Genomic DNA, 13,915 nt, shown 5'->3' with positions numbered 1-13,915 from the left:
AGTAATTCAAAATATGATCGTTACGAAAAACATTAAAAATTCGATTACCAATCAGAAATAATCAAGAATAATTAACATGCTTAGAAAAGAGAAAATATGAGTACTGATATTGATGAGCTTCTCCCGGATTCTGCAGTAAACCTTGATATTGCAGCGAAAGATTGGCGTGATGCTATTTGTCTTGCAGGCAATGCTTTGAAGGAGTCTGGCTTTACTACTGATGAATATACGAATCAGATGATTGAAACAGTTGAGAAAATGGGCCCGTATATTGTTATTGCCCCAGGCTTGGCTTTGGCACATTCGCGCCCGTCGGAAGCAGTGTTAAAAAGTGGTTTGAGCTGGATTCGTTTAAGTACGCCTGTTAAATTTGGTAACACTGCCAACGATCCGGTCTCTTTAGTAATTGGTCTTGCAGGTCACGATGAAAATGAGCATATTGGCGTTATGTCCGCGGTTGCTGCAGCTTTGTCTAATCCTGTGAAGACTAGAGAACTTGCACAAGCAAAAAACGCTAAAGAAATTCGCGCAATTCTTAAAAGTTAAATACTAAAGAATTAATTAATTTTGCAAAATTAAAAAAATACAACTCAACGAAAGAGGTTATTTATGAATATTCTATGTGTATGCGGAAACGGCATTGGCACGTCTGTACTTTTAAAAATCAATGTTGAGGCTGCGGCAGCAGACTTAGGTCTTGATGTTACAGTTACTACTTCCGATGCGGGAAGTGCAAAAGGTACTGCGAATATGAATGATCTTGTGCTCACTTCTCCTCAGCTTGCTCCAGAGCTTGAGGGCACTACCACTCCTGTAGAAACAATTGAAAATTTCATGGATGTTGAAGAGGTGAAGGGTGTGCTTGAGCGTTACGCATAAATTATGTGTAACAAATAAACGTTTGATTATGCTGATTACGTGCTTACTGCTTTGGCATAGTCGTACTGTTATTTCATGCGCTATTCGCTTTTTCTAAATAAAAAGAAGGAAATAAGATGAACATTGTAGTTCAGGTTTTAAATTTCATAAGTCAGCAGATTTTGAATGTGCCGGCTTATTTGATTGGTATTATTGCGGCAATCGGTCTTATCGCACTCAAACGTAGTGCAGGACAAGTGATTGCAGGCGGCTTAAAAGCTGCTATGGGTTACCTCATTTTGGGTGCAGGTGCTGGCGTTGTTGTTGGTGCACTTGCTCCATTTGGTGACTTGGTTTTGAAGTCTACTGGTGCTCATGGTGTTGTACCTACGAATGAGGTTATTACTGCTCAGGCTGCAGGTCAGTACGGTGCTACTTCTGCATACATTATTGTGCTCAGCTTCGTTCTTATGCTTCTTGCTGCACGCTTTACTCCTTTGAAGTACATATTCTTGACTGGTCACCACATGGTGTTTATGTCTATGCTTTTGGCTCTAGTTCTTTCCGTTGGTTTTGGTGCAGGCAACCAGTTGCTTATTGTTATTGTCGGCTCTGTCATTATGGCAACGGTTATGGTTGTTCTGCCAGCTTTTGCGCAGCCTTTTATGAACCGTATTACTGGTAGCGATAAGCTCTCGATTGGTCACTTTAACTCTTTAAGCTACATTGTTTCTGGTGCTGTTGGTGCTGCTGTTGGTAAGAAGTCTAAGTCTACTGAAGATATTAACTTCCCTAAGGGTTTGAGCTTCTTGCGTGATTCAATGGTCTCCACGACTTTGTTGATGGTTGTGCTGTATTTGGTATTCGCAGTGTGGGCTTCGGTTGTGTTGCCAGTAAAGGAACTCTTCAAGATTTTCGCGTCTCACCCTACGGACTATAGTGCCTTCTACATGGCGGCTTTTGCTCAGGCTTTGCAATTTGGAATTGGTGTTAGTGTCATCCTTTATGGTGTTCGTATCATTTTAGGTGAATTGGTTCCTGCATTCCAGGGCATTGCTAACAAGGTCGTTCCAGGCGCTCGTCCAGCATTGGATATTCCAATCGTATTCCCATACGGTGCTAATGCTTCTCTTATTGGCTTCTTGTCTTCCTTCGTTGGAGGTCTTGTAGCTCTCGGACTTATTGCAATTTGGATGGGTCCAGCTTGGGGATTGGCATTGATTCTCCCAGGAATGGTGCCTCACTTCTTCGATGGTGGTGGTGCAGGCGTGTTTGGTAATGCAACCGGTGGTCGCCGTGGTGCTATTCTCGGTGGTTTTATTAACGGTTTAATTATTACATTCCTTCCAGCAGTATTGCTTACTGTTATGGGTTCCTTCGGCTTGGCAAACTCCACCTTCGGCGATGCTGACTTTGGTTGGGTTGGCACTGTTGTTGGTAACTTCGCTCACCTCGGTGCAGGCGTTGGTGCTATAAGCTTGATTATTGTTGCTGTTATTCTGTTTGCCTTGGCTTGGGTATGGCAGGTTAAGGTTGTTAACACTGGCTGGCTTCCTGCAGTAAAGCATGCTGAGTTCATTGAAGGAATTAAGAAGCAAGAGCGTGCTGCTAAGAAAGCAGCTGTGGCAGCTAAGGCTGCTGAAACTCATGAGGAGGCTGCTACAAAATAAATAGAGTACAGTAAAAAATTACATTTTAGTTAATGCGCCCAGTTTAGATTTTTCTGGGCGCACGTTTTATATTGACCGTCAAATTATGCAGTTAGCGTTGTTTCTTAGTGTTGTTTTTGCTTGAGTGCCACGATCTGCTTGAACAATTAGATTGCGCTAACGTTTGCGTTTATTTGTTACTCGCGCAGTTGATTAGTGTTGTGTAATGGTAGATACTTAAATTATGAATATTTCTACAGATTTCACTACCATTCCGGATGATTATTCTAAAGCTGCGCCGGAGCAGAATAAGATCAGCGGAGTTCCAGTAGTTTCTTTCCCATTTTACGTTGATAATATGCCATCTTTCGTGCATTATTTGCATTGGCGTTTTGTTGACGACGATGCAATACCGGTATGCGGTTTTGAATGGATTCACTGGACTGCCGCGAACGTGCCTGTTGAAGCGTTAATGTTTGATTTTAATGATTCTCACGCTTTACAAATACCGGAAGATTTTTCTCGCACAATGACTTCTATGATTCCGGAAGCTCTTCAAGGTCGTAACTCGCAAGCAAGCAGATTTATTGGTTGCAATGATTCAGCAATTACTATGCGATACAACGGCCCTCAGCCTCCTGATAAAGATCACGAATACATGTTTGAAGTTTTTGGCACAGAAAAGCCTTTGCCAAATCTTAAGCCGGGATTCTACATGAATGAATTGTTACGCGAAGTAAGAAATGTAACTTCAGGTGTAGATGCTGGTGGAATGTTCCTTACTGGTAAAGCCTAAACGCAAGCACGAGAGCAACCAATTAGGTTAGCAGTTAACGCCTAAGCGTTAGAATCAAACAGTAACAAATCTAAAAATAAAATATAAAATCTAAAAACAGAGGATGCAAATATGGCATGCACAACAATTCTTGTTGGTAGAAAAGCAAGTTACGACGGATCCACGCTTATTGCGCGTAACGAAGACTCAGCAAATGGCGAGTTTAATCCGAAGCGTTTAGTAGTAGTAAAGCCGGAAGATCAGCCTCGCGTTTATAAGTCTGTTCTTAGCCACGTAACAGTCGAGTTGCCGGATAATCCAATGCAATACACAAGCGTGCCAAATGCAGACTTGCGCGAAGGAATTTGGGGAGAAGCTGGCGTTAACGAAGCAAACGTTGCAATGAGCGCAACTGAAACGCTTACGTCCAACGAGCGCGTGTTAGGCGCAGATCCAATGGTTGAACTTCAAAAAGAACAAGGCAAAGTTGGAGATGCTGACTACAAGCCGGAAGCGCCGGGTGGAATTGGCGAAGAAGACTTCTTAACGCTTGTTTTGCCTTATATTCGTAGCGCTCGCGAAGGTGTTGAGCGTTTGGGTGCGTTGCTTGAAAAATACGGCACTTACGAGATGAATGGCGTTGCATTTTCGGATGTGAACGAGATTTGGTGGTTTGAAACTGTCGGTGGTCATCATTGGATTGCTAAGCGTGTGCCGGATGAAGCTTATGTTGTTATGCCAAACCAGCTTGGAATTGACGAGTTCGATTTAGATGATGCTTTTGATGCTCAAGAGGAGCATATGTGCTCGGCTGATTTGCTTGAGTTTATTGAAGAAAATCACTTGGATTTGTCGGTGGAAAACGCTTCTCCGTTTAACCCTCGTGATGCTTTTGGCTCTCATTCGGATGCTGACCACGTGTACAACACTCCTCGCGCATGGTTCATGGAGCGCTTCTTGAATCCGTATGACGAAGTGTGGGATGGTAAAGACGCTGATCATCGTCCGGACAGCAACGATATTCCTTGGGCTCGCCAGCCTGAGCGTAAAGTGACGGTTGAGGATATTAAGTACGTTTTAAGCTCTCACTATCAGGGCACTGAGTATGATCCTTACGGCAATCTTGGAGATGAGCATACTCGTCATATGTTGCGTCCAATCGGAATTAATCGCCAAAGCGAGCTTGCTGTAATGCAAATCCGCCCTTACATGCCGGAAGCAATGCGTGCAATTCAGTGGATTACTTACGGTTCTAATCCTTTCAATTCTTTGATTCCGTTCTATCCAAACGTAAATCGCACTCCAAAGTATTTGGAAGATACGACTACTCGCGTAACAAGCGAAAACTTCTATTGGGAGAATCGCATTATTGCTGCTCTTGCGGATGCCGCATTTAACGACACTGCAAACGCGATTGAGCGCTACCAAGAAGTTGTCGGTTCCCTTGGTCACGCAATGGTCAAGTCTACGGATGCTGCCGTGGCAGATCTTCTTGGCGTTGATTTGGCTGATTACGAGCCAGAACGTGAAGGTGATGAAGGCGAAGATTACGATGATTTAGTTCGCGATCCTGAAGCTATTATTGCCGAGCTTCGCAACGATAAAGTGCGCGAGGCTTTGGCTGAAGCAAATGACGATATGGCAGCAAAGTTGAAGAAAGAAACCGATTCTTTGCTTGACACGGTGCTGTACATCACTAGCATGCGTATGAAGAATGGTTTCAATCGTTCTGATCACTAAATTTAAATTTTATTAAAAATTAAGTGCCTTCCTAAGAAATGAACTTTTTATTTCACACGGAAGGCATTTTTGTTATCTTTTGTTATTTTGCTATAGACGTTGATAATAACGCGTATAGATATTGCGTGTGGTGGCTATGCTACGAACAAACAATCGTATAGTATGAATCATGTAATTAACATTATCCGCATGCATAGTTGTGCCAATATGCCTATGAAAGAGGGGTACATGAGCATTCTTGATTCATACACTACAACATTCGGTTTGGTTAAAAAAATTGATGCCTTTGGGTACTTGGATTATTTAAAGCAACATCCAGAGGAGCCTAGGAAGCGCGGTAAGGTTCTGCTTGTTACTGCTGATACTCCTTTAAAAGCTTCTCGCGGAGAAGGTAAAACAACTACAACTATCGCGTTAGTTGATGCATTGCGTGAGCGCGGTGTGGACGCAGCTGCAGTTCTTCGTCAGCCAAGCATGGGAATTACAGCTGCTGGTTCTAAAGGTGGTGCAAGTGGTGGCGGTAAGTCTTCGCTTTCTCACCCTGAGTTGATTGACTGGGGCCTGTGTGGTGAAATGGCTGCTATTGCTTGCGCGCAGAATTTGCTTGTGTCGTTTGCGGAAAAAGCAGTCGACGAGGGTGTTCTTGATACTATTTTAGTTCCTCGAGTTAGTGAAGTTCCTTCGCGATCTTTGCGAAGCATTGCTGTTGATTTTGGCAAGGGGACTGTTCCTGAGCGCGTTGTTTTGACGCCAACTTGCGAGCTTATGCAAATCGTAGTGTTGTCGCGCAGTATGGACGAGATTTCTCATCGTGTTTCTTCAATGATTGCTGGCACAAAAGACGGTAAGCCTGTTAAGTTTGGTGAGTTTGTGGATTTGTGGCGAATCACCAATATTCTTGCCGACGCTGTAAAGCCTGCTAAAACTGAGACGATTAATGGTTCTCCAATCTACGTCCATTGCGGCCCGTTTGCGAACGTTTCGCTTGGTATTCCAAGCCTTGTAAGCGTTGAAATGGCTTGCGCTGAGCATGATGTTGTAGTGGTGGAAGCAGGTTATGGTACGGATGCTGGTGCTCAAAAGTGGTTAGATATTGCTGCTCGCGAGTTTGGCGCAAAGTGGCCTGCTGCTGCAGTTGTAGTTACTCGCGCAACTACTTGGCGAGATGACGAAACTTTGGCTTGGCGTTACCCATTCCATGTTTCTCGTTTGGAATCTCTTAATATCCCTACGTTCCCGTTGATTAATTTGTGGGAAGGCGAGGATGATCAAGTGCCTGAATTGTTGGAACAAGCCAAGTCTTTAGGATTCAGAAAGCCTATTGTTGGCAATTTATTCCGCGATGGTGGCGATGGTTTGGCAAATCAGCTGGACGATTTTGTGTCTGCAATAACTGATGATGTTGAAACGAAAGTTCCAGAAAGTAGGCGTGGAAAGACGCTTAGGGAGCGAATTAACTTGTTGTGTGCAGAAGCTTACGGTGTTCCTGTTGAGCGTGTGATCGACAAAGCAGGTTTTGCTGATTCATTGAAAGAAGCGCAGGATTTGTGTGCAAATTCTGGAGTTATTTTCGATGACCTTGCGCTTGTTGCTGTTAAATCTCCTGCAACTATGACTGACGACGATCATAAGCCTGCTGAAGAGCGCACTGTGACATTGAAGAAAGTGGAAGTTCACGCTGGAGCTGGAGTTGTGCAGGTAAATCTCACATCTTCACTAACAACTCCAATGCCAAAAATCGTGTGATTGCTTTCTGCTGATTTTCGCTTCACACACGTGCTAGAGCGTGAGCTGAAACGCAAGCTATAAAGCACACTAGAAACGCATATTAAAAACGGCGCTAACGCACAATTTATGATGTGTTAGCGCCGAAATTATATAAATTACATTAATGATTGTTTTACAACGTATTAGAAATGCAAAGCAGCTTTACATCACGCAAAAGTGCGATGCAACCAATCGCAAGCAAGCTTAACCCACTGCTGAACTTCTGGCTGAACAAATTCAGTAAGCACATTTCCGTTTTCGTCGCGTTTTGCTGTTTCTTTAACTGCCAAAGCTAAGCCGTGCGGTCCTTTAGGGAACAGGTGAGCTTCAACACTTACTCCAGCTTCAACGCAAGCGTTCACAAACATTATTGAATTTTCTACTGGAACTGTTTGATCAGTAATGGTTTGCCATACAAATACAGGTGGAGTTTTGCGATCCACGTGATTTTCCAGCGAAAGTTTATTAACAAGTTCAGTTCGCTCTTCGTCGCTAACTTCTCCAAATAGACGATCGAACGTTGGCTTATGCGCATATTTTCCAGCAGAAATAACAGGATATGCGAGCATAAGTGCATTTGGACGCACGTCATCAGCAGCATACCCGTTTGCTTCCTCAACTTCGTCGCTAACACTAGTTGCAAGGTTTGCAGCCACATGCCCTCCAGCGGAGAATCCAATAATTGCAACTTTTTGCGCATCTACGTGCCATTCTTTTGCGTTTTTGCGAATTAAGCTCATCGCTTCTGCGGCTTCTAAAAGCTGAGTTGGGTATGTACTTGGAGTAAGCGAGTATCGCAACACAAAAGTGTGGAATCCTTCTGCAGCAAACTTCATGGCAACAGGCTCTGCTTCACGATTCGAGACGCGCAAGAAACCTCCGCCTGGCAAGATTAAAATTGCAGGACGGTTTTGTAAGCCTTCGCTATCTAAATTATCGTCTAAAATATATCCAATAAGCTGCGCATCGCTTCCATCTGTACTTTTTATTTTCTGATTTATAATCTTCATAGTGTCTCTTTTCGTTTCGCTTATATTGCAATTACACTAAGCATAATTCTAATCAAATACCTCGCTTTGTAAGTGCGTTCTTTTATAAATTCGTGTAGAGTTTTAAGAAGTTTTATAAGGAGATTCAAGATGTGTGATGAAGAAGATAATTTAGGTAAGGTTGTTTTAGCTGCTACGCCTATTGGGAATATGGCAGACGCTTCTGCACGATTAATTAATCTTCTTGAAACTGCTGATATTGTTGCTGCTGAAGACACGCGTAGGCTTTATGATTTAGCGAATCGCCTTGGCGTACATGTTTCTGGTAGCGTAATCGCATATCACGATCATAATGAGCGCAACAAGGCAGATGGTTTGCTAGACAAAGTTGAGCAGGGCAGCACTGTTCTTGTTGTTTCAGACGCAGGTATGCCTACCATTAACGACCCGGGTCTTGCTGTTGTTCGACGTGCAATAGAGCGCGATTTGCCTGTTACTTGCGCGCCTGGTCCTAGTGCAGTTTTAGATGCGCTTGCTCTTTCTGGATTGCCAACTGATCGCTTCTGTTATGAAGGCTTTTTGCCTCGTAAATCTGGTGAGCGTCAACAGCATTTGCGCTCGCTTAAAGCCGAGCGACGAACAATAGTATTTTATGAGGCTCCACATCGTATTGCAGAAGCTATGGAAGATATATTGGCAGTACTTGGCTCTAATCGTCCAATGGCGTTATGCCGTGAACTTACAAAAGATTTTGAGGAAATTCGTCGTGGAACTGTGCAAAGTATTCACGATGGTGTTTTAGCGGATCCTCCTCGAGGTGAAATAGTTTTAGTTATCGGTGGTGCAAGTGACGAAGAAGTGCAGTCTGAAAGCACAGATTTAAGCATTGATGCTCTTGCAAAGCTTTCGCTTGAATGTGCAGAATCCGAAGGTTTGCGCATAAAAGAAGCCATTACAAAAGTAGTAAAAGAGCATCCGTTTGCTGACGGATCTTTTGCTAATCGTAAGCAAGTTTACGCGTCTTGTCTTGAGCACAAACCTGATCAAAAGTAAGATTTCTGCTTTTGCTACTATTTTTTGCTTTCTATTCATTGCTGTCATACGCAGAAAATAGCACTTCAAAACTGTAACGAACGTCAGGCCCGCCTTGTTGAGAAATATATTCTAAGATTTGCGCGTCTGCCGAAGGGTTTGCAATAATCCATTTGCGAAGTTCTGGTATTTTTTGCGCGATATACCATAGCACTTCCGTTTTTGTTGCAGGGTCGATAGCAACAGATGGCGTGAGTATTATAGGTGGTTTTGGAGGGCTGCTTGTTTTAGTTGCATAAGAGTTCTTTATTTCCATGGTTTGTTTGCTTCTTTCGCAATGTTTCGTATCCAATTTCTTGCATGTATTGAGCCTGGGAAATATGGGTTTCCGTCAATAGTACGTTTGCATTTTCGCAAGTCAATGCTGTATTTAGATATCAATAAGTGAGCAATATCTTTTCTATAAGGTTCGTACTCTTCGTTTTCGCTTGGAGTGTACGCTAAATCGCAAATTGTTCGTTCTGGCGTTGTTATTCTAATTTTTCCAAGTATTACGTATTCTTCATTGTTTAAGTGTCTTCGAAATGCTCGGATTGCATGGCCGTGCGGCTTTTTTCTTCTATGCCCATAATCAATAACATCTATATTTTCAGGAAAATTGCCTCCTATCCAAACCCATGCTGCAGTAAATAAGCAGGCTATGCTTTCTGTAGGTATAAGATTGCTCACAATATTACTTCTTCCTTGAGTGGAAATAGCTGCTTTATTTGAATATCCTGCATTTAAATCAAGCCTATTGAATACGCCAATTTGAGAAAGTTTTTTCATGCACATTGGGCCTGGTAAATGGTTGTCGTCAAGTAATTCCGGGAATTGTGTTTGTGTTTCTTCGCAAATATCCAATAAATCGCGTATGTTTTGTTGTTTTTTCAATTTTCCTCAATCCTTTCTTTTTGCATATTTATTTTTTAGCGCGACTATTTACAATGTGTATCGCACATATTGTTGTTTTTCTAACGCATATTTTGTAATTCATGCTTTGTAGTGAATAAGTTTCGTAATGCATAAGTTGAGATTATGTTTATATTTGCTTCAATTCCAGGCTGGTTTTATAACTTGTGGATATGTGGATGAACTCGTGTGAGGCTTGTTATTCAGCGTGTTTTCTCGTATATTTTGGGATTCTTTTTGCAATGTTCTTATGTACTGTCCGCGTTGAACAAGATAATAATTGTCTATGAGTCATATTTTGGTGAATGTTGCTTGGCCGTATGCTAACGGCCCTCGTCATATTGGTCACGTTGCAGGTTTCGGGGTTCCGTCGGACGTGTATGCGCGTTACGAGCGCATGAAAGGTAATGACGTATTAATGGTGTCTGGCACGGATGAGCACGGCACACCTATTTTGGTTGAAGCAGATAAGGAAGGCGTTTCTGCGCAAGAGCTTGCTAATCGTTATAATCGTGTGATTACTAAGGATTTGTGCGATTTAGGTTTGAGCTACGATTTGTTCACGCGTACTACTACTGCAAATCACGAGCATGTTGTGCAAGAAATGTTCCGTCAGTGCTTAAAGAACGGCTATATTTACAAGGGCACTCAGAAGGTTGCTATTTCTCCTTCCACTGGTCGTACTTTGCCAGATCGTTATATTGAAGGCACATGCCCATTGTGTGGCGCAGATGGTGCTCGTGGCGATCAATGTGATGCTTGTGGAAACGAGCTTGATCCGGATGAGCTTATTAATCCAGTTTCTAAAATTAATGGTGAAACTCCGCGCTTTGAAGAAACTGAACATTATTTCCTAGACCTGCCTGCTTTGGCTGAGGCGAATGTTAATTGGCTTCATTCTCGCGAAGGTTGGCGCACGAATGTTATTAATTTCTCGCTTGGATTATTTAATGAAGTAAAGCCGCGAGCTATTACGCGCGATATTGATTGGGGTATTCCTGTTCCTGTTGAAGGATGGATTGATAATCCGAATAAGCGTCTGTATGTGTGGTTTGACGCTGTTATTGGATACTTGTCTGCATCTATTGAATGGGCTCGTCGACAAGGCAAGCCAGACGCTTGGCGTGATTGGTGGTGTGATCCTAAGTCTCCTGGATACTACTTCATGGGCAAAGATAACATTACTTTCCATTCTCAGATTTGGCCTTCGGAAATGCTTGCCTACAACGGTGCTGGTTCTAAAGGTGGTGAGGCTGGCGTTTATGGTCCATTGAACATGCCTGAACAGGTTGTTGCTTCTGAGTTCATGACTATGGAAGGCAAGAAGTTCAGCTCTTCGCGCGGAATCGTGATTTATGTGAAGGATATTTTGGCGCGTTACCCTGTAGATGCTGTGCGTTACTACATTTCTATTGCTGGTCCAGAAAATTCTGATGCTGATTTTACTTGGGCTGAGTTTGCTCGCCATAATAACGAAGAGCTTGCTGCAAGCTGGGGTAATCTTGTCAATCGTGTGGCAAATCTTATTAATAAGAACTTTGGTGTAATCCCTCCTCTTGACGAAGATTCTATGACTGCAATGGATCGCGCTCTTCTCGATCAAACTTCTGATGCTTTTGCTTTGGTCGGTAGTTTGATTGAGCGTCATCGTCAGAAGAATGCTCTTACTGAAGCAATGCGAGTAGTTGCGGATATTAATAAATATATTTCTGCAACTGAGCCTTGGAAAATTAAAGATGATGAGGCTCGCCTTGGTACTGTGTTGCATGTTGCAGCTCAGGCTGTTTCGGATGCTAATCATCTGCTTGCGCCATTCTTGCCTCATGCAGCTCAAAAAGTTTGGGAAGCACTTGGTGGCACTGGCGTATTCTCGCCTTTGCCTCATATTGAAGAAGTTGAAGATTTGGATAATCCAGACTTCAAGTATCCGATTATTACGGGCGATTATCGCTTGGGGGAAACTGTTCATCCTTGGGAGAGTGAGGAGTTGGTAGCAGGTACGCCTGTGCCTAAGCCAAGTCCTATTTTTGCCAAGATTCCAAAAGAAGCAGTTGAGGAGGAGCTTGAGCGTTTCGCATCTGCCTTGTCCGAGCGTCAGCGTGTCGAGGCAGAAAGACTTGCTGCAGCAAAAAAATCTTTGGAAAATAGTGAGAAATAGGTTGAAATTTTCAATAAATAAATTATAAAATTAGAAAACATAGCAAATGGTTCTCTAAAAGAAAATATTTTAAGGAAATTTTAAGGAAAAACTCTTTTCTTTGGACGAATGTTTAGCTATACTAACATGTGTTAATGGTTCGCCATTAGCGAGGTTCGTTTTCGAACCCCATAATTGAAACCTTCTTCTCTCTTTCTCTCTGCCCCGGCGGGTTTCTCTTCCCGCCGGGCTTCTTTTTAATTTATGAAAAATAAAAAATAAATAAAACAACAATAAAAGCGCAGACTGCAAAAGCAATCTGCGCTCACACGGTTACCAAACTTAATTTTAATGGTAACTATTTAACGGCAACGCTTCGAAAGTGGCGCCCATGGTTCAAGCATTACTGGTTCTTGATCCAATACAGCTAAAGTTTCTTTGTCAAGGTACTTTTTGTTGATGATTATTTCGTTCACATAACGATCGAACCACTCTGCTGAGCCAACATAATAGCCGTCTTCGCCAGCATCCTTGCCCCAGCTGTTCTCGATCTTCCAGCGATCTGGATCGCCATCTTTATTAAGATTTACGCCAGTGAATGTCATTGCGTGATTTCCTGGGCAATCCATATATTCCAAACCGTGAGCTTTATCGAATGTAAACTTCACATCAAACAATTCATCTACGCGCACAACTGCAGGATCGAAGAATCCACTGTCACGCAAGGAGAACTGTGTGCAATCGCATGCAAACCAGATTGGATGACCATCTTTTAATTGGTCTACAGCTGCTTTTTTGAATACATCGAGAGGAACGTTAACAAATTCCATTTCCTTTGTTTCAGCTACGTTGGTGCTGTACTTGAATTGGTAGAGCTTGTTGAATGGTGTGCGTTCCATAGGCGCGTTGCATATTGTTACGAAGTCGTTTACGTCAACTGGGACGTACTTCTTTGCGAACTCAAGTGGAGTAATTCCATATTCACAAATCATTGGACGCTCATCTTTGCCGGTTTTTGGCTTGTCAGCTTTGCTGGTTTTCTCGCTATCTTTCTTGGTTTCGTCTTTTTCGCCGTCCTTCTTATCGTCATCGTCATCTTTAGTTCGTGCGAAGAAGTCAAACTGTGCAGGTGGTTCACCCAGGGCAATAGTTGTCATGCGATAAACGGTTTCCAAATCGCGAACTTTCATTTCGCGCAATTCTTCCAAAGAAGTTCCGTTCTTATGAGCTTCACGCAATTCGTATGCAAACTCGCGCAACTTGGTATTGATGTATTGTACGAATGCATCAGAGTCGACTGAGTTCTGTGAATCTGGATATGCACTCTTTGGCACAAGTCCGTACTTGTTTACCAAGTTGACGAACATTTGCCACCAGCCGCCGTCATCGATTGGACCATAGTTAATGCTCTCAAAAAGTCGGCTATTAACATCTTCATCAAGTGTTGAAAGCACATTTTCCAAATAAGCGTTTGCTTTTTCAATCTTGTCCCAGAAGAATAGGTAGCTTTCTGAAAACTCAAAGTCGTCTAAATTCCACTTATGCATTACTTCGTATCGCAAAGTATTAAGTGAGGCGAACATCCAGCAGCGTCCGGAGCGCTTCTGATTGGTAATGCTGCCTTGTTTTAATTCTATTGAGAATTCGCGAGGAAGAGCACGCTTGCCTTGGTAGCTTGTTGCGGCTTTAAGCACACCATTTGTTACTGCTGCATTTGCTGCGAGAAGATTTGCGCGCTGTTCGTTGAAATGTTTGGAATAATTTTTTACATGTTCCAGAGTTACGGCTTTGATGTTTTCAGCCATGAGCTTATTCATTCTCCTTTTAGAGTTGAAAGTACGAATAAAAAATATTGTATACTGCTCAATGTCTCGCGTGTGTTTCTTGTCTATGCCTATTTTCGGCATTTGCTTGAATACTATTAATTATTTTAGTAAAACTACAATTTTTTCGGTAAATATTCAGTTTTTGTAATTAAATTTTGAATTTATTATATTTGCTTATAAAACGTATTTTG

12 protein-coding genes are annotated in these 13,915 nt (G+C 42.5%); 8 read left to right on the top strand and 4 right to left on the bottom strand.

Annotation, left to right across the window (positions count from 1 at the left end):
* Positions 1–96: 96 nt before the first annotated feature.
* From HXT50_RS03855 to HXT50_RS03830, 6 genes are all read left to right on the top strand, one after another.
* Positions 97–546 (top strand): PTS sugar transporter subunit IIA, encoded by a 450-nt coding sequence (locus HXT50_RS03855; RefSeq protein ID WP_004104748.1) that lies wholly within the window; start codon positions 97–99, stop codon positions 544–546.
* 63 nt (positions 547–609) lie between these two features.
* A complete protein-coding gene (locus HXT50_RS03850) occupies positions 610–879 on the top strand; it encodes a PTS sugar transporter subunit IIB (RefSeq protein WP_004104746.1) in 270 nt (89 codons plus the stop codon).
* A gap of 116 nt (positions 880–995) precedes the next feature.
* Positions 996–2,528, top strand: coding sequence for a PTS ascorbate transporter subunit IIC (locus HXT50_RS03845; RefSeq protein WP_004104741.1), 1,533 nt, complete (start codon positions 996–998; stop codon positions 2,526–2,528).
* A gap of 223 nt (positions 2,529–2,751) precedes the next feature.
* Positions 2,752–3,303 carry a YbhB/YbcL family Raf kinase inhibitor-like protein gene (locus HXT50_RS03840; RefSeq protein ID WP_004104740.1) on the top strand — a complete coding sequence of 184 codons (552 nt, stop codon included), beginning with the start codon at positions 2,752–2,754 and terminating at the stop codon, positions 3,301–3,303.
* A gap of 111 nt (positions 3,304–3,414) precedes the next feature.
* Positions 3,415–5,022, top strand: a complete 1,608-nt coding sequence (locus HXT50_RS03835; RefSeq protein WP_101886198.1) for a C69 family dipeptidase — start codon at positions 3,415–3,417, stop codon at positions 5,020–5,022.
* A 228-nt stretch (positions 5,023–5,250) separates the two neighbouring features.
* Positions 5,251–6,768, top strand: coding sequence for a formate--tetrahydrofolate ligase (locus tag HXT50_RS03830; RefSeq protein WP_421777144.1), 1,518 nt, complete (start codon positions 5,251–5,253; stop codon positions 6,766–6,768).
* A 188-nt stretch (positions 6,769–6,956) separates the two neighbouring features.
* Here HXT50_RS03830 and HXT50_RS03825 read toward each other — a convergent pair whose 3' ends face one another.
* On the bottom strand, positions 6,957–7,799 hold the full coding sequence (locus HXT50_RS03825; RefSeq protein WP_004104737.1) for an alpha/beta hydrolase: 843 nt from the start codon (positions 7,797–7,799) through the stop codon (positions 6,957–6,959).
* Positions 7,800–7,928: 129 nt separating this feature from the next.
* On the opposite strand from HXT50_RS03825, the gene rsmI reads away from it, so the two are divergent.
* The gene (rsmI, locus tag HXT50_RS03820) at positions 7,929–8,831 is read left to right on the top strand and encodes a 16S rRNA (cytidine(1402)-2'-O)-methyltransferase (RefSeq protein ID WP_004104736.1); all 903 of its coding nucleotides are present in this window, start codon (positions 7,929–7,931) and stop codon (positions 8,829–8,831) included.
* 31 nt (positions 8,832–8,862) lie between these two features.
* On the opposite strand, the gene HXT50_RS03815 is transcribed toward rsmI, so the two are convergent.
* Entirely contained in the window at positions 8,863–9,126 is a 264-nt protein-coding gene (locus tag HXT50_RS03815; RefSeq protein WP_004104722.1) for a hypothetical protein, read from the bottom strand.
* Positions 9,117–9,743: a hypothetical protein gene (locus HXT50_RS03810; protein WP_064340685.1), complete on the bottom strand. Its 627-nt coding sequence runs from the start codon at positions 9,741–9,743 to the stop codon at positions 9,117–9,119. The genes HXT50_RS03815 and HXT50_RS03810 overlap by 10 nt, the downstream gene beginning before the upstream one ends.
* A 304-nt stretch (positions 9,744–10,047) precedes the next feature.
* Between HXT50_RS03810 and metG the strand changes: the two genes are divergently transcribed.
* Positions 10,048–11,919, top strand: coding sequence for a methionine--tRNA ligase (gene metG, locus HXT50_RS03805; protein WP_004118486.1), 1,872 nt, complete (start codon positions 10,048–10,050; stop codon positions 11,917–11,919).
* A 341-nt stretch (positions 11,920–12,260) separates the two neighbouring features.
* Here the strand turns inward: metG and HXT50_RS03800 are convergent, their stop codons facing one another.
* Entirely contained in the window at positions 12,261–13,703 is a 1,443-nt protein-coding gene (locus HXT50_RS03800; RefSeq protein ID WP_421777049.1) for an aminopeptidase C, read from the bottom strand.
* Positions 13,704–13,915: the final 212 nt, after the last annotated feature.

This window comes from Gardnerella sp. KA00243, assembly GCF_049244105.1.
GTDB classification, from domain to species: Bacteria; Actinomycetota; Actinomycetes; order Actinomycetales; family Bifidobacteriaceae; genus Bifidobacterium; species Bifidobacterium leopoldii.
Note: the sequence above shows the minus strand (reverse complement) of the source record. Positions and strands in the feature narration are given on the sequence as shown.

Bases quoted from the DNA above. Each gene is read 5' to 3' on its own strand.
- HXT50_RS03855 (WP_004104748.1), top strand. From the start codon at position 97: ATGAGTACTGATATTGATGAGCTTCTCCCGGATTCTGCAGTAAACCTT.
- HXT50_RS03850 (WP_004104746.1), top strand. From the start codon at position 610: ATGAATATTCTATGTGTATGCGGAAACGGCATTGGCACGTCTGTACTT.
- HXT50_RS03845 (WP_004104741.1), top strand. From the start codon at position 996: ATGAACATTGTAGTTCAGGTTTTAAATTTCATAAGTCAGCAGATTTTG.
- HXT50_RS03840 (WP_004104740.1), top strand. From the start codon at position 2,752: ATGAATATTTCTACAGATTTCACTACCATTCCGGATGATTATTCTAAA.
- HXT50_RS03835 (WP_101886198.1), top strand. From the start codon at position 3,415: ATGGCATGCACAACAATTCTTGTTGGTAGAAAAGCAAGTTACGACGGA.
- HXT50_RS03830 (WP_421777144.1), top strand. From the start codon at position 5,251: ATGAGCATTCTTGATTCATACACTACAACATTCGGTTTGGTTAAAAAA.
- HXT50_RS03825 (WP_004104737.1), bottom strand. From the start codon at position 7,799: ATGAAGATTATAAATCAGAAAATAAAAAGTACAGATGGAAGCGATGCG.
- rsmI (WP_004104736.1), top strand. From the start codon at position 7,929: ATGTGTGATGAAGAAGATAATTTAGGTAAGGTTGTTTTAGCTGCTACG.
- HXT50_RS03815 (WP_004104722.1), bottom strand. From the start codon at position 9,126: ATGGAAATAAAGAACTCTTATGCAACTAAAACAAGCAGCCCTCCAAAA.
- metG (WP_004118486.1), top strand. From the start codon at position 10,048: ATGAGTCATATTTTGGTGAATGTTGCTTGGCCGTATGCTAACGGCCCT.
- HXT50_RS03800 (WP_421777049.1), bottom strand. From the start codon at position 13,703: ATGGCTGAAAACATCAAAGCCGTAACTCTGGAACATGTAAAAAATTAT.